Origin of the sequence: Pararhizobium mangrovi (genome assembly GCF_006516965.1) — a bacterium.
In the GTDB taxonomy this organism is placed as follows: Bacteria; Pseudomonadota; Alphaproteobacteria; order Rhizobiales; family Rhizobiaceae; genus Pararhizobium_B; species Pararhizobium_B mangrovi.
The window spans coordinates 80,695-95,915 of record NZ_VHLH01000004.1 but is presented as its reverse complement, the minus strand read 5'-3'; the positions used below and the strand labels follow the sequence as shown (position 1 = coordinate 95,915).

Sequence of the window (15,221 nt, the reverse complement as noted above, 5' to 3'; positions counted from 1 at the left end):
CAGGATCGCCCCTGCGGCATTCTTCTTTGAGACTTCAACGAAGAAACGAAACAGCCGCTACTTGTCCTCGCGCCGTTCGTTATCGTCCAGCATGAAATCATCGAGTTCGAAGTCGAAATCGATGTCTTCTTCGGTGTCCTCGTCGTTCTTGCGCGGCGCCGTATCGTCGTCGGACGAACGAGGTATATCCACGTCCTGAACGACCGCGCCATCGGCTTCCGGCTGGTCCGTCTCCTTCGACCCCATGTCCACAGCTGGATCGGACGGAGCCTCTGCGGTCTCGAACGTTTCCGGCGCATCGATGACCGACGATGTCGGCTCGTCCGCCAAGGCCACCGTTTCCGCCCGTTCCAGTTCGACGTCCTGCTGATGCGCTACGCTCGGCACCGGCAACGCTTCCTCTTCGCCGGGATCCTCGTCGGGCTCGGCCGCGAGTTCCTCAGCCAGTTCGCTGTCGAGCGCCGCCTCGAGTTCGCTCTCCTGAGCATCGAAAATGGCGTCGTCGGCCGGATCCTCGACGCTCGCATCCTCCTCGCCGGTTTCCTCGCTGCTGGTGTCGTCGCTTCCGGCCTCGCCGAACTCGGCGACCATCGCCTCCTGCGCGGCAGCGATGCTTGCGGCACTGAAGGCGACGGGTTCCGGTTCCGGCTCGGTAACGGTCTGCGGCTCTTCGGCGGCCTCCGCCATCTCCGCATGCATGGCTTCCTCATCGGCCGGAACAGGCGATAGCGGGGTCGGTGCGGCAAGGCTCGTGCCCGTTTCCGCCAGACGCACCAGGGTCGCGAGGTGCAGGTTCGCCACGCGCTCGAGCGCGTCCCAATTCACCTTGCCGGCTCCCGGATCGCCGTCCGCCGGCGTGAAGACGATGAGGCCGCTCGGACCCCGTGCCTGCATGATCTGCGCCTTGCGTCCGGCAACGACCATACGCGTTGCCGTCAGGTCGAGGCGCTGCGCCTCAGCTTCGACGATACCGGCGATTTCGCCGTCGAGCGCCTTCGGCTGCTCCCAGACCTTCTCCTCGATCGCCATATCGAGGCCCCTTGCGTTCGCGACACGTTCGACAAGCGCGATGAACGCCGCGCCGAGCGACTGCATCGTCCTTTCGTCGGGGTCCGAAAGATAGAGCGAGAAAGCGACCTCCTTCGAAACGCCGGGTCCGCGGTTGGCGGCGACATCCACCTCGCCCATCGTCATACGCGAGGCTTCGCTGCCGACGATGCGCATGATCGAGGAAAGCGTCGCGCCGATCTCGCACATGCCGGCCAGCGCGTCCGGCGATTGCGTGCCGGTATGTCCGCCGGTTGCGGTGAGGCGCACGCGCCGCACACTCTCTCCGGTCACCTGCTCGACGATGCCGACCGCGTTGCCTTCCCTCGAAAGCGCGCCGGTGTCGTCGACATGCAGGTCGACGAAGGCGCGGATCGCCTCGCCGGAGCGGGCGGCCGTTTCGATCAGCGCGACATTGAGATCGGCCCCGGCCATCGCGTCTTCCAGCGTCACGCCATCAACGTCGCTCGCTGCCGACAGGTCCTCGATCTGCGGGGCGCCTGCAAACGCGCGCACGCCCAGACGATCGGCAAAACGCCCGGCGCCGTCGGCGAAGACGACGAGTTCGATCGAACATTTCGGAGAGCCGTCTTCCGCTTCCTTCAACGTGCGGATGCTTTCGAGCGCGAGGCTCGCCGCAAGCGCACCGTCGAAGGCGTCCGAAGGACCACCGTCGAGATGGGCGCCGAGGACGACGGCCGCGCCGCTGTCGGCACCCCATCGACCAAGGAGGTTACCCGCATCGTCCCGGGATACCCGAAGGCCGGCATCGCTCATCTGCTCGGCAAACCAGCGCCGTGCGGCCATGTCGGCCTCGCCGAAGGCCGGCCGCTCGGCATCGTCCGTCGCCCCTTGTCGACCAAAGGCCTGAATGCCCTCGAAGAGCGCACGCAGTCGGTCGCTGTCGATACGGGCGGAGGTGCGGTCTGTCATGATTTTACGGGCCTCCTCGCGAGCCGGCCGGATGGAAAGGATCGGAACGCGATTCTATAGCGCGCTCGCTTCGAGGTTGCCAAACGATCCGGCCGCCAAACTTCGGCCGGAACGCGGATACGAACCGTTATCGACCGTACTCGTCGCAAATTCTGCGATTTCCGGGACCGGGAATGGTGATACTCGATCAGCGAATCGGCCTTCAAGCGGTCTCGTAGCCGACCGGAGTGGCCGCCTCGTCGAGCGTCTGCGAATCGAGATCCTCGTCGCCGAGCATGTCCGCAACGCGTTCGAGCGAGGCGATCATCATCGCCTGTTCCCAATCCTTCAGCCGGGAAAAGCGCTCGTGAAACCGTGCATGAACGCCGTCCGGGGCGATCGCGAGCGCCTGTTCGCCCCTGGTGCTCAGCGTGAGCCAGACGCGCCGGCGGTCCGTTTCGCCCTTATGGCGCAGGATGAAGCCGAGCGCTTCGAGTTTGTGAATGAGTGCCGTCGTCGTCGCCTGCGTGATGCGCATGGAGGTGGCGATCTCGCCGGCGGTCTTCTCGCGTCCATCGTCGAGAAGCTGCAGCAGGATCAATTGTGAAGGCGTAAGCCCCGTCTCGCGGATCAAAGCCTTGCTGTTTGCGTTACTGACCCGAAGGACTTTGCGCATGGCTGTCAGAACTGTCTTCGTCCGGTCGTCCACGATCTGGCCCAATCCTCACAGCGCCTTCGAAACCGAGGGTGTTTTCCGCTCGAAATTTATTTAGTCCAAACTAACTTCTTTGGCAATATGCGGCGTTCCCAAGGGGAATTACGCGTAGGGAAGTCGGCTTATGGATCCATGGTCGTGCGGAATAAAGATACTGTCTGGGCCGGATCCGCACGCGTTTGCGAGCGAACCGGCAGTCGGGCGTGATCCGCTTGACATTTAGTTCGTAGTGCCTAAACTTCAGGTCGACTTATACGGAGATGGACATGCATCCGGTGAACGAAAACCAGAACCAGCCCAAAGACGACATCGTGATCCGCGAGCCTACCGAACAGGATGGCTCCGAGATCTGGAAGCTGGTGCGCGACGCCGGCACGCTCGACGAGAATTCGATGTACTGCAATCTCCTGCAGTGCACGCATTTCTCCTCGACCTGCGCGCTGGCCGAACGAAACGGCGAGGCCGTCGGCTGGGTTTCGGCATACATTCCGCCGGAGGATCCCGATCGCCTTTTCGTTTGGCAGGTGTGCGTGCGCGAGGATGCGCGCGGCCATGGCCTCGGCAAGCGTCTCGTGCGCGATGTGCTCGCTCGCGAGGTGTGCGCCGAGGTTGCCTACATCAACACGACCATCACCGACGACAACGACGCCTCGTGGTCGCTCTTCGGCAAGATCGCAGCCGCACTCGACGCGGATATCCGCCGTGCGGAACATTTCGAAGAAGACACGCATTTCGACGGTAATCACGCGACCGAACACCTGGTCTCGATCGGGCCGTTCGCACGCGTTTCGGGTAATGTGAAATCCGCCGCCTAGACGTCATGCGTTGCGAGCACACACCGCGTCTTCCGTCCAGACAAAGAGGTTCCCCATCATGACCGACGCCATGCAGACCGCTGGTGATACCGAAATCTTCGATCGCGTCGAAAGTCAGGTGCGCAGTTATTCGCGCAGCTTTCCGCGCCTCTTCACCAAGGCGCGCAATGCGAAGATCCACGGCGCGGACGGCACCGAGTACATCGATTTCCTCGCCGGCTGCTCGTCGCTGAACTACGGTCACAACGATCCCGACATGAAGAGCGCGCTGATCGACCACATCACCAGCGACGGCCTTACCCAGGGTCTGGATCTCTTCACGAACGCCAAGCGTGACTTCCTCGCGGCGTACGAGAACATCATCCTCAGGCCACGCAACATGAACTACAGGATGCAGTTTACGGGACCGACGGGCGCCAACGCCGTCGAGGCGGCGATGAAGCTCGCTCGCAAGGTGACCGGGCGTCAGTTCATCGTCTCGTTCACGAACGGCTATCATGGCGTGTCCCTCGGCGCTCTGGCGGCGACGGGCAACAGTGGCCATCGCGGCGCGGCCGGTGTGACGCTGTCCGGCATCCATCGCGCGGCCTACGACGGTTATTTCGGACCGGACGTCGATACGGCCGAAATGCTCGACACCCAGCTTTCCGACCCGGGCAGCGGCATCGACGCGCCGGCGGCGATCATCGTCGAGGCAGTTCAGGGCGAAGGCGGCCTCAAAGCTGCGTCTGCCGACTGGCTGCGCAAGGTCCAGGCGATCGCCCGCAAGCACGGCGCGCTGTTGATCATCGACGACATTCAGGCGGGCTGCGGTCGCACGGGCACGTTCTTCTCTTTCGAGGAGATCGGTCTCGATCCCGATATCATCACGCATGCCAAGTCGATTTCGGGCATGGGCCTGCCGATGGCTGCCATTCTCATCCGTCCCGAGCACGACATCTGGAAGCCTGCCGAGCACAACGGTACTTTCCGCGGCAACAACCATGCCTTCGTCACCGCACGCGTCGCGCTCGAAAAGTTCTGGAAGAACGATCGCTTCGAGAAGGCCGTGAAGGAGAAGGGCGACCATCTGGCTTCCCGGCTGGAGAAGATCGCGCAGAACCACGGGCTTTCGGCGCGTGGACGCGGCATGATGCGTGGCGTCAATGCCGGCAGCGGCGAGCGCGCCGAGGCGATCTGCAAGGAGTGCTTCAAGCACGACCTGATCATCGAAACGTCCGGACCGCACGATGAAATCGTCAAGGTGCTGTGCCCGCTGACGATCGAAAAGGAAGTGCTCGACGCCGGTCTCGACGTCATGGAGAACGCGTTCGCCACGGTCTTCGGACAGAGCCATCTCGCAGCGGCCGAATAGGCCGCACGCGGTCGAGCGCTTTCAGCAACAATAATAGACAGGGACGACGAACGACATGATCGTAAGGGAACTCGAAGAAGCACGCAGCGGCGAGCGGCTTGTGAAGTCCGAAGGCTGGGATTCCACGCGCCTGCTGCTGGCGGGCGACGATATGGGATTTTCATTCCATATCACCCGCCTATTCGCGGGCAGCACCAATACCTTCGAATACAAGCATCACTTCGAAGCGGTCTACTGCATCTCCGGCGAAGGCACGATCGAGGATCACGGCACCGGCAAGACGCACACGATCAAGCCTGGTGTAATGTACGCCCTGAACGAGCACGATCGTCACACCGTGCGAACGAATGCCGGCGAGGATCTCGTCGTCGCGTGCAGCTTCAACCCGCCGGTGACCGGGCAGGAAGTCCATCGCGAGGATGGCTCCTACGCACCTCCCGGCGAAGCCGCCTAGCCATGGGCGTTCCATGCCGCCCGTGCATTCGCCATCAAGACCCCGCTTGAGCGTCCCCGGTCACCGGGGACGCATATCGGAGATTCCATGACTTCTCATTCCGTAGAGAAAATCGGTGGCACGTCGATGTCGCGCACCGAGGCGTTGCTCGACAACGTCATCATCGGAAACCGCGAGAACGCCGATCTATATAACCGCATCTTCGTCGTATCCGCCTATGGCGGCATGACGGACGCCCTTCTCGAGCACAAAAAGAGCGGCGAACCCGGTGTCTACGCCCTGTTCGCCAGCGCCGATGGCGGTTGGAGCTGGGGTGATGCGCTGACGGAAGTCGCGCAGAAGATGCTCGCCAAGAATGCCGAGATCTTCAAGGATCCGACGGCACGCGGCGATGCCGATGCCTTCATTCGCGAGCGTGTCGAGGGCGTGCGTTCCTGCCTGATCGACCTCAACCGGCTCTGTTCCTACGGGCACTTTCAGCTCGAACATCACCTCCTGACCGTGCGTGAAATGCTTGCCGCTCTGGGCGAGGCTCATTCCGCCTACAATACGGCGCTCATCCTGCGCCATCGCGGTGTCAACGCCCGGTATGTCGACCTGACGGGCTGGCGCGACGAGGAACAGCTCGACCTCGACGAGCGGATCCGGCGCGCGTTCGCCGACATCGACCTTTCGCGCGAACTGCCGATCGTCACCGGATACACGCAGGCGCAACCGGCGCTGATGCAGACTTACGACCGCGGTTATTCGGAAGTCACGCTTTCGCACATCGCAGTGGTCACCGGTGCGAGCGAAGCCGTGATCCACAAGGAATTCCATCTTTCTTCCGCCGATCCGAACATCGTCGGCAAGGATGTGGTCCGTGTCATCGGCGAGACGAATTACGACGTCGCCGACCAGCTTTCGAACATGGGCATGGAAGCTATTCATCCCCGTGCGGCGAAGAGCCTTCGCCAGGCCGAGATCCCGTTGCGCGTGAAGAACACCTTCGAGCCGGACCATCCCGGCACGCTCATTCAATCCGATCTCGATGCCCGCCAGCCGGGAGTTGAGATGGTGACGGGCCTGAAGAACGTCTTCGCCTTCGAATTCTTCGAGCAGGACATGGTCGGCGTGAAGGGGTACGACACCGACATTCTGGACGCGATGAAGCGTCACAATGTCTGGATCATCTGCAAGACGTCGAACGCGAACGCCATCACGCACTTCTGCAACGGCGCGATGAGTGCGATCGAGCGGGCGAGTGCGGAACTGGCGAAGAAGTATCCGGCCGCCGAGATCCGCACCCGCAAGGTGGCCCTCGTCTCCGCGATCGGACGCGATCTCAAGGGTACGCGGACGACGGCGAGAACGATCGAAGTCCTGACGGAAGCCGGTATCGAGCCGCTCGGTCTCCACGACCTCATGCGCAAGGTCGATCTTCAGGTCATCGTCGACGAACAGGACTTCGAGAAGGCGATCGTCGCCATGCACCGCGGCCTGATCGAAAATGCGCAGCCGGGCGAGGTTTCGACTTCCAGGGAACCGCTGGAAGCGGCCTGACACGGCAGCCGACGGAGATAACGCCTTTTCGCCTGCCGGTTACTCCCGGCAGGTCGTCGGAACGGCGTTCGAAGTATGGCCCTTCGCGCGAAGGAGCTTGCCGGAAACGATGTGCAGCGGCGTGAAGGGCGGCTTGCCCTGGATCTTTGGGTCCACCTGGCGAACGGTGTAGCAACCGGCCGCAACGATGGTCGAACCGTCGTGGTTGACCGTGCGCACGGCCACCGGTACGTGAAAATAGATGCTTCCCGCAGCTCCGTCCGACGTGATGTCGCCGACCACGAGCCGGGCATGCACGGTGCCGCGATATCCCTCGGAAAACGTCTTGAAAGGCGCGACGGTCCCGTCGTCCGTTCCCCAATAGGAATAGGCGCGGACGATTTCGTGCCGGTTGATCGCGTTATAGAGGGATTCGATCACCGCCCGCGCGGTCGACCGGTCGTCCCGGTATGCTGGTTCCTCGTGCCGCGGCCTCGTATTCTGTGCCAATGCCGGAGAGCTTATGCACGCGATCGCAACGCCGAGCGCACTGAAACGCCGGAGCGTTTTCAAATGGGTCCGAAACGCTCTCGATTTCGTTCGAAAAGCCGCCATTCTGCCCTCGGGTCCCTGATGGTCGTCCTGCGCGATGTCAAAGGTGTATGCGCAAGATAAGCCGGGTGCGCAAGCGGTTCACGGCGCATGGGGCTCGGCTTGGGGGATGGTAACCGGCGAGCGCGGCCGGCCCCGTATCACACACCCATGCGCGAACGCGGATTGCTCTGCTGCGGGTTCCAGCGTTCGACGAAGGCACGCAGTTCACCGTCCGCTTCGTCCGGCAGAACGATGCGAAGCGTCGCGTAGAGATTGCCCTTCGCGCCGCCGCGCTTCGCAGCACCCCTGCCCTTCAGCCGGAGAACCTTGCCGCTGGAAGCGTTCGCCGGCACCGAAACGGTGACGGCGCCACCGGGCGTCGGCACGGCGACCTTTGCGCCGAGCACGGCTTCCGAAAGCGTGATCGGCAGTTCGATGCGAATGTCGTCGCCCTCCCGGGTGAAGAAGGGATGCGCTTCGACATGCACCTCGATCAGCGCGTCGCCGGGTTCGCCTCCGCCGATGCCGACCTCGCCCTTGCCCTTCAGCCGCAGCGTCTGCCCGTCCTTCGTGCCCGGCGGGATCTTCACGTCGAGCGGCGAGCCGTGCGGAAGACGGATCTGGGTCGTCGTGCCGTTGATCGCGTCCAGAAACGCGACGTTCATCGAATAGTTCGCGTCCTGTCCCCGCACCCGGGCGCGGCTGCGGCCGCCGGCTCCACCGCGCTTGGAGAAGAACTGGGAAAAGATGTCCTCGGCATCGCCGAAATCGGAAAACCCGGAGCGTCCGGCACCACCGAACGGATTGCCACCGGCGCCGGCATATTCGCGCGAGCGTTGCTGCGCCCGCTCGTTGCCGTCGGCATCGATCTCGCCGCGATCGAACCGGCCGCGCTTTTCCTTGTCGCCGAGCACTTCGTAGGCGGCGGAAAGATCCTTGAAGCGCTGCTCGGCCTGCTTGTTGCCGGGGTTGAGATCCGGATGGTTGACCTTCGCCTGCTTGCGAAAGACCTTCTGGATCTCCTCCTGCGAAGCGTTGCGATCGACACCGAGCACGGTGTAGGGATCCTTTGCCATAAACCTGCAATCTCCGCGTTTACGCTGCGCCATACGACCGACCGCGCACGCCGCAAGCGTCTCTTGGAAAGGACTCAGGCGGCGTGCGCGGTTCGTGTCCGTTTTGCGGCATAATATCGTGCTTCGGCGAGCAGCTAGCAAGTGCACAACGCGATGTTGCCCAGCGGAAGTTGTCTCAGCTCGAAGGCTTCGTCGCCGAGAACCAGCCGACGTCGATCGTGAAACTGCCGTCCGCTTCCGTTTCGAAATAGCCGGTCGCTTCGCTGGCGACGCTCTTCTGCAGGGCACGAATGGCATCGGTCTGGACCTGTGGCGTCTTCATCCGCTCGATCCAGGCGTCGAAGTCGAGCCGCAGCCGATACTGACGCGCCTCGCCGACGCGCAGCCCCGCGCCAGTCATCGCGGCGATCCATTCGGCATGCGCATAACAGCGCACATGCGAGCAGTCGCGCAGGGTTTCGATCGTCTGCAGGTAGGTATCGAGCATCGGGCGGCCGGGCGAAAGCGTGTCCGCGAAGCCGACGATGCCGCCGGGCTTCAAGACCCGCGCCGCCTCGCCGATACCCTTCGCGAAATCCGACCAGTGATGTGCGCTGAGCCGCGTCAGCACGATATCGAACGAGGCGTCGTCAAAGGGCAGCGCTTCGGCCACGCCACGGCGTGTCTTAACGTTCGAAAGTCCTCGTTCTGCGGCCGCCCGTTCGACGACGGCGAGCATCTGCGGCGCGACGTCGTAGGCGGTGACCGACGCCGCGTGCGGTGCGGCGTTGAAGGTGACGTGCCCGCCGCCACAGCCGAGGTCGAGCACGGTGAGACCCGGGCGCTCGGCGACCTGGGCGACGATCGCCGCGAGATCTTCGCCCCCGGCATGTACCGTGCTTTCGAGATACGCGTCGGCCCGCGAGCCGAATTGCGTGCCGACGACCGTTTCGTATCCGTCTTCCCGTTCCATATCGCTTCCTTCTCCGTTGGCTTTAATACCCAGATGGCTACCATCGCAGCGAAACCGGTTTGAGGAGCATTCTTATACGGGTATCAAAGCTGCCATGACCGAACCCGCTCCTCACCCCACGCCCGATCGCGCCCGGGACCTTGCCGATTTCGTTCGCGCCTGCCGAGAGCGCCTGACGCCGCAGGCGATCGGACTGCCGGTGACGCCGCGCCGGCGAACGCCGGGGCTGCGGCGCGAGGAGGTCGCGCAACTGAGCGGTTTGAGCACGACGTGGTACACCTGGCTCGAACAGGCACGCGACGTCGCCGTATCGGCCGCGGCGCTCGACCGGCTCGCGCGTGCCCTTCGGCTGCAACGCGCCGAGCGCGCCTATCTCTTCGAACTTGCCGGCCGGCACGATCCTGCCGGGCAGGCTGCCATGCAAACCGTCGAAAGTGCCCTTCCCGCCGATTGCCTCGAGCATATCGACGTGCCGGCCTATGTGCTCGATCGCTATTGGTCCGCGCGGCACTGGAACCGCCCGGCCGCCGACCTCTTCGTCGGATGGCTGGACGAAGAGACCCCGGGAAACCTGCTGCGCTACATCTTCTGTACGCCCGCGGCGCGCGCGCTCATCCGAAACTTCGAGGAGCGTGCGCGCCGGATCGTGGCCGAGTTCCGCGCCGATGTCGGCACCGGTATCGAGGATGCCGCAATCCGCACGCTGATCGAAGAGCTGACCCAGGACAGCCCGCTCTTCGCGCGGCTCTGGCGCGAGCATGCGGTCGTCGAGCGCGAAGGCGGAGAACGCCTCTTCGATCACCCGATCCATGGCGCGCTCGGCTACGAGCAGGTCACCTTCGACGTGGCGGGCAGACCGGGTTTCAAGCTCACCATGCTCCTGCCGCGAACGTGACGGGCCGTTTCGCTCGCGACGTACGTGCGCGGCGTCGTCAGGCGTCGCCTTCGTTCTGCCATTTCGGGCGCAGCATCTCGAACGTGTCGGCACCGTCGGCGTAGTCCATGTAGCCGAGGCGCGCGAGCGGCGCAGCGCGCATCATGTCGATGCGGCCGTCGACGATCACCGCTTCGTCGATATGAATGCCGACCACCTGCCCGAAGACCATGATGTTTGTCGATTCGCGGCCATCGAGCCCGATCGGCCTGACGATCTGGGTCACCCGGCATTCGAGCGCCGCATAGGCCGCCTTGACGAACGGTGCGGGCACGATCCGTCCTTCTTCGGCTTCCAGCTCGGCATGGGAGAACTCGTCGACGCCGTCCGGCGCATCGATCGAGGAGGCGTTCATCTTCTCCGCAAGGTTTCGGCTGGCGAGGCTTGCCGTGAAGACACCGGTCTCCTCCGCGTTGCGCGCACTGTGCTTGCGGCCTGCGGAAGAAAACGCGATCAGCTTCGGCTTGTCCGAGACGGCGTTGAAATAGGAGTACGGAGCGAGATTGGCCGAGCCGTCGCTGCCGCGCGTGCCGATCCAGCCGATCGGTCGGGGCGAGACGATCGCCTTGAAGGGATCGTGCGGCAGGCCATGGGCGTTCTGTGCTGTCTCGTAGAACATCGTTCGCTTACTCCTCGCCGCCGACCCAGGTGACGATCTCTTCGAGCTCCGGCCGGTCGCGCTCGAACGGCTTCTGATCGTTCGAACCGATGTGGATGAAGCCGGCGATACGCTCGCTCGGCTCAATACCGAGCACGGAAGCGGCCGCCGTGTCGTAGGCCATCCATTCGGTGAGCCAGCAGGCGGCATAGCCGAGCGCGTTCGCCGCGATCAGCAGGTTCATGCCGGCCGCGCCGGCCGAAAGCTGCTGTTCCCATTCGGGAATCTTGGCGTGCGGGCCCGCGCGACTGACGAGCATGACGACGACGGGCGCCCGCGTCAGACGCTCGCGCTCGACCTTGAGAATCTCCTCGCCGATACCGGGACGCTGCTCCTGCGCGATGGCGGCAAGCGACCGGCCGAGGCGCTCGCGCTCTTCCCCGCGGAAGACGACGAAGCGCCACGGCGCCAGCTTGCCGTGATCGGGCACGCGCGCGGCGATCGACAGGATCTCCGCGATCTCGTCGCGCGAGGGGCCCGGCTCGCCGAGCTGAAGGACCGGGCTCGACCGGCGGTTCTGCATATAGGATTTGAGCGAAGGGCTTTCGGCCATGCGATCTCCGAGATGCGGGATGAAGGGGAATTACGGGCGAAGCGCGAAGGCAGCCTTGAATTCGCCCGAGGCTTTGGGTCAATTGGCGCCCATCCGGATCGATGTCAACTGCTTCGCACCCCATGCACCTGCCCTGCTCCATGCACCGCGTGCGCCTCGCCCTGACCGCCATGCTCGTCGCCGCTTTGACGATCGGCAGCGTCGCGCAGGCGCAGGAATTCGTCGAGCCGCAGGGCGACCATTCGACGGCCGACACCGCCATCCAGAACTTCGAACTCAAGCTGCCGGGGATCGACAAGTATCAGCAGCGCGACCGTTCTGAAGACACAGACGAGGCAGGCATACGCGAGATCCCCGTGATCGCTAGGCTGACGAAGGACGGGGCGCCGATCGGCGAAGGGCTCGAATGGCGTGTCTTCGCCGAATTCGTCGGCCCGGACGGCCGTTTGCCGTTGGTGACGAAGGCGAGCGGCGGAAGCCCGGCTTTGCGCGTTGCCCCCGGCACCTATTTCGTCAATGCCGCCTTCGGTCATGCGGACGTGACCCGCAAGATCGTCGTTCCGGATACGGGAGCGATCGGCGAACAGGCATTCGTGCTGCATGCGGGCGGGCTGATGCTCGACGCCGTCGCCGGCGACCATACGAAGATCCCGGCCGACGAACTCAGCTTTTCGATCTACCGTCAGACAGAGGACGGAACTGCCGGTAAAGAGCACGACGCAAAGGCGGACCGCACGCTCGTCGCCAGGAACGTGCCGCCCGAAAAGCTGATCCGTCTTGCCGCCGGCACCTACCACGTCGTCTCCGACTACGGCCACTACAACGCCGTGATCGGTGCCGATATCCGCGTCGAAGCGGGAAAGATGACGCGCGCGACGATCCAGCATCGCGCTGCCGCGCTCACGCTGAAGCTGGTGGCCAAACCCGGCGGCGAAGGCATCGCCAACACCGCTTGGTCCATTCTCACGCAGGCCGGAGACGTCGTCGGCGAAAGCGTCGGCGCCTATGCCTCGCTCGTCCTCGCCGAGGGCAACTACACCGCTGTCGCCCGCAACAAGGGTCACATCTATGAACGCGACTTCAAGGTCGAACCCGGCAAGAACCGCGAGGTCGAGGTCCTGCTCGACCAGAGCGAAGACGCGGACAAGGAATGACGCCTCACGGGCCGACGCGGAACCGCCGGCCCTTATGGATCAAGCCGTCGCCCCGATCAGCCGCTTGAGGTCCGGCGGCGTCGCCTCGACGCGCAGCGCTTCAACCGCCTCGTCGAGCGGAAACGAGACCTGCTCGCGACTGCCGAGCCGGCGCATGTTGACCGTGTGCTCCTCCGCCTCGCGCTTGCCGCAGACGAGAATGACCGGCACCTTCGTCACGGAATGTTCGCGAACCTTGTAGTTGATCTTCTCGTTGCGAAGGTCCGTTTCGACGTGCAGGCCGGCGGTCTTCAACCGCTTGGCGACATCGCGGGCATAGTCGTCGGCTTCCGACGTGATCGTCGCGACCACCACCTGCATCGGCGCGAACCATAGCGGCATGTGGCCGGCGAAATCCTCCAGCAGGATGCCGAGGAAGCGTTCCATCGAGCCGCAGATGGCGCGGTGGACCATCACAGGCTGGCGCTTTTCCGAGTCGCGATCGATGTAGAAGGCGCCGAAGCGTTCCGGCAGGTTGAAGTCGACCTGCGTCGTGCCACACTGCCAGTCGCGACCGATCGCATCCTTCAGCGTGTACTCGAACTTCGGTCCGTAAAACGCCCCCTCACCTTGCAGAATCCCCGTTTTTATACGTCCTTCGGATTGCGCTTCGATGGTTTCGAGCACGGCGCTCATGACACCTTCCGCGCGGTCCCACAGCGCATCGTCGCCGACCCGTTTTTCCGGACGGGTCGAAAGCTTGACGGTGATTTCGCCGAAGCCGAAATCCGCGTAGGTCGAGAGGATCAGATCGTTGATCTTCAGGCATTCGTCGGCAAGCTGTTCGTCGGTACAGAAGATGTGCGCATCGTCCTGCGTGAAGCCGCGCACCCGCATCAGGCCATGCATGGAGCCGGACGGCTCGTAACGGTGAACCGTCCCGAATTCGGCAAGCCTTACGGGAAGTTCGCGGTACGACTTCAGGCCGTGCTTGAAGATCTGGACGTGGCCGGGGCAATTCATCGGCTTCAGCGCGAAGACGCGTTTGTCCTCGGCGTCCTCGTCGGCGGACCGCACCGCGAACATGTTCTCGCGGTACCAGTTCCAGTGGCCGGAGGTCTCCCAGAGCGAGCTGTCGAGCACCTGCGGCGCGTTCACCTCGTCGTAGTCGCCTTCGAGCCGCCGGCGCATGTAGCTGACGAGATTCTGGAACATCCGCCAGCCCTTGGCGTGCCAGAAGACGACGCCCGGACCTTCCTCCTGGAAGTGGAACAGGTCCATCTCGCGCCCGAGCCGGCGATGGTCGCGCTTTTCCGCTTCTTCGAGCAGGTGGAGATAGGCTTCGAGTTCTGCCTGGTCGCGCCACGCGGTGCCGTAGATGCGGGTCAGCATTGGATTGTCGGAATTGCCGCGCCAGTAGGCGCCCGCGACCTTCATCAGCTTGAAGGCCGAGCCGATCTGCCCCGTGGAGGCGCCGTGCGGGCCGCGGCAGAGGTCGAACCAGTCGCCCTGCGAATAGATCTTGAGGTCCTGATCGGCCGGAATCGCGTCCACCAGCTCGACCTTGTAGGCCTCGCCCATGTCGGTGAAGGTCTGCTTCGCCCGGTCGCGCGACCATACATCCTTCGTGAACGGCCGGTTGCGCGCGATGATCTCGCGCATCTTCTTCTCGATCTTCGGCAGATCCTCGGGCGTGAACGGTTCCTCACGCGCGAAATCGTAATAGAAGCCGTTCTCGATGACCGGGCCGATCGTCACCTGCGTGCCGGGGTAGAGTTCCTGAACCGCTTCCGCCATGACGTGCGCGGCGTCGTGGCGAATGAGTTCGAGCGCGCGAGCATCCTCCCGAGTGACGATCTCGATCGCCCCGTCCTCGACCGGGTCCGAAAGGTCCCGCACGACACCGTCGAGCGCGATGGCGACGGCCTTCTTGGCGAGCGAGGGGGAAATCGATTTCGCGACGTCGCGCCCAGTCGTGCCGGGATCGAAGCTGCGTTCGGAATTGTCGGGAAATACGAGGTGAACGGCGTCGGCCATCGTCGGGTCTCCTATCCAGTCCCGCCAACGAATGCGGGTGGTTTCCTGATGCGAATGGGGCTTAGCGATCCTGACGGGCGGCGTAAAGATGCCGGAGCGCTTCAGGTCCGGCCGTGGCGTTCGACCTTTGCCGGCGTGCGTCGCCAGTAGCGCCATGGCGTCCACCAGTGCTGGCGTGGCAAAAGGTCGGGCGGCACGTTGTCGATCCCGTGCGTTCCGAAGGGACCGCAACGCGCGACGCGAAAGAGCGAGAGCCACCCGCCCGGCCACAGCCCGTGCCGGGCGATCGCCTCGTAGGCGTATTCCGAACAGGTCGGCAGGTGCCGGCACGTGCTGCCGACGAGCGGCGAGAGCGAAAGCTGGTAGGCACGCACGAGCCCGGTCCCGAGGATCCGTCCCGGCGTTCGGTGCCACGCGCCACCCCAGTTGCGCGAGCGATGCTTCACCCGAATCTCGCTCATCGAGG

15 protein-coding genes are annotated in these 15,221 nt (G+C 63.9%); 6 read left to right on the top strand and 9 right to left on the bottom strand.

The genetic code is table 11. The features are described 5' to 3' along the window. Positions 1-57 precede the first annotated feature (57 nt). Both FJU11_RS03400 and FJU11_RS03395 read right to left on the bottom strand, forming a co-directional pair. Positions 58-1,980 carry a hypothetical protein gene (locus FJU11_RS03400; protein ID WP_141165619.1) on the bottom strand — a complete coding sequence of 641 codons (1,923 nt, stop codon included), beginning with the start codon at positions 1,978-1,980 and terminating at the stop codon, positions 58-60. A 202-nt stretch (positions 1,981-2,182) separates the two neighbouring features. Continuing rightward, positions 2,183-2,635 (bottom strand): MarR family winged helix-turn-helix transcriptional regulator, encoded by a 453-nt coding sequence (locus tag FJU11_RS03395; protein WP_141165618.1) that lies wholly within the window; start codon positions 2,633-2,635, stop codon positions 2,183-2,185. Between the two features lie 305 nt (positions 2,636-2,940). Between FJU11_RS03395 and ectA the strand changes: the two genes are divergently transcribed. From ectA to FJU11_RS03375, 4 genes are all read left to right on the top strand, one after another. Further along, positions 2,941-3,489 (top strand): diaminobutyrate acetyltransferase, encoded by a 549-nt coding sequence (ectA, locus tag FJU11_RS03390; protein ID WP_141165617.1) that lies wholly within the window; start codon positions 2,941-2,943, stop codon positions 3,487-3,489. A gap of 58 nt (positions 3,490-3,547) precedes the next feature. After that, complete coding sequence (ectB, locus tag FJU11_RS03385; RefSeq protein WP_141165616.1) at positions 3,548-4,843, top strand: diaminobutyrate--2-oxoglutarate transaminase; 1,296 nt, start codon at positions 3,548-3,550, stop codon at positions 4,841-4,843. 55 nt (positions 4,844-4,898) lie between these two features. Beyond that, positions 4,899-5,297, top strand: coding sequence for an ectoine synthase (locus FJU11_RS03380; protein WP_141165615.1), 399 nt, complete (start codon positions 4,899-4,901; stop codon positions 5,295-5,297). 87 nt (positions 5,298-5,384) lie between these two features. Next, positions 5,385-6,839, top strand: a complete 1,455-nt coding sequence (locus FJU11_RS03375) for an aspartate kinase (protein ID WP_141165614.1) — start codon at positions 5,385-5,387, stop codon at positions 6,837-6,839. A gap of 39 nt (positions 6,840-6,878) precedes the next feature. On the opposite strand, the gene FJU11_RS03370 is transcribed toward FJU11_RS03375, so the two are convergent. The 3 genes from FJU11_RS03370 to FJU11_RS03360 all read right to left on the bottom strand — a co-directional run bounded on the left by FJU11_RS03370 (position 6,879) and on the right by FJU11_RS03360 (position 9,440). After that, on the bottom strand, positions 6,879-7,259 hold the full coding sequence (locus FJU11_RS03370) for a hypothetical protein (protein ID WP_141165613.1): 381 nt from the start codon (positions 7,257-7,259) through the stop codon (positions 6,879-6,881). Between the two features lie 311 nt (positions 7,260-7,570). Next, on the bottom strand, positions 7,571-8,488 hold the full coding sequence (locus tag FJU11_RS03365; protein WP_141165612.1) for a DnaJ C-terminal domain-containing protein: 918 nt from the start codon (positions 8,486-8,488) through the stop codon (positions 7,571-7,573). A gap of 175 nt (positions 8,489-8,663) precedes the next feature. After that, a complete protein-coding gene (locus FJU11_RS03360) occupies positions 8,664-9,440 on the bottom strand; it encodes a class I SAM-dependent methyltransferase (RefSeq protein WP_141165611.1) in 777 nt (258 codons plus the stop codon). Positions 9,441-9,534: 94 nt separating this feature from the next. On the opposite strand from FJU11_RS03360, the gene FJU11_RS03355 reads away from it, so the two are divergent. After that, complete coding sequence (locus tag FJU11_RS03355) at positions 9,535-10,335, top strand: helix-turn-helix transcriptional regulator (protein WP_141165610.1); 801 nt, start codon at positions 9,535-9,537, stop codon at positions 10,333-10,335. A gap of 37 nt (positions 10,336-10,372) precedes the next feature. Here FJU11_RS03355 and FJU11_RS03350 read toward each other — a convergent pair whose 3' ends face one another. Both FJU11_RS03350 and FJU11_RS03345 read right to left on the bottom strand, forming a co-directional pair. Continuing rightward, on the bottom strand, positions 10,373-10,993 hold the full coding sequence (locus FJU11_RS03350) for a flavin reductase family protein (RefSeq protein WP_141165609.1): 621 nt from the start codon (positions 10,991-10,993) through the stop codon (positions 10,373-10,375). Positions 10,994-11,000: 7 nt separating this feature from the next. After that, positions 11,001-11,585, bottom strand: coding sequence for a nitroreductase family protein (locus FJU11_RS03345; RefSeq protein ID WP_141165608.1), 585 nt, complete (start codon positions 11,583-11,585; stop codon positions 11,001-11,003). Between the two features lie 101 nt (positions 11,586-11,686). Here FJU11_RS03345 and FJU11_RS03340 point away from each other — a divergent pair, with 101 nt between their 5' ends. Beyond that, entirely contained in the window at positions 11,687-12,739 is a 1,053-nt protein-coding gene (locus tag FJU11_RS03340; protein WP_235890795.1) for a hypothetical protein, read from the top strand. Positions 12,740-12,778: 39 nt separating this feature from the next. On the opposite strand, the gene thrS is transcribed toward FJU11_RS03340, so the two are convergent. Together thrS and yidD are read right to left on the bottom strand one after the other, a co-directional pair. Further along, the gene (thrS, locus tag FJU11_RS03335; RefSeq protein ID WP_141165607.1) at positions 12,779-14,755 is read right to left on the bottom strand and encodes a threonine--tRNA ligase; all 1,977 of its coding nucleotides are present in this window, start codon (positions 14,753-14,755) and stop codon (positions 12,779-12,781) included. A gap of 101 nt (positions 14,756-14,856) precedes the next feature. After that, on the bottom strand, positions 14,857-15,216 hold the full coding sequence (gene yidD / locus FJU11_RS03330; protein WP_141165606.1) for a membrane protein insertion efficiency factor YidD: 360 nt from the start codon (positions 15,214-15,216) through the stop codon (positions 14,857-14,859). Positions 15,217-15,221 lie beyond the last annotated feature (5 nt).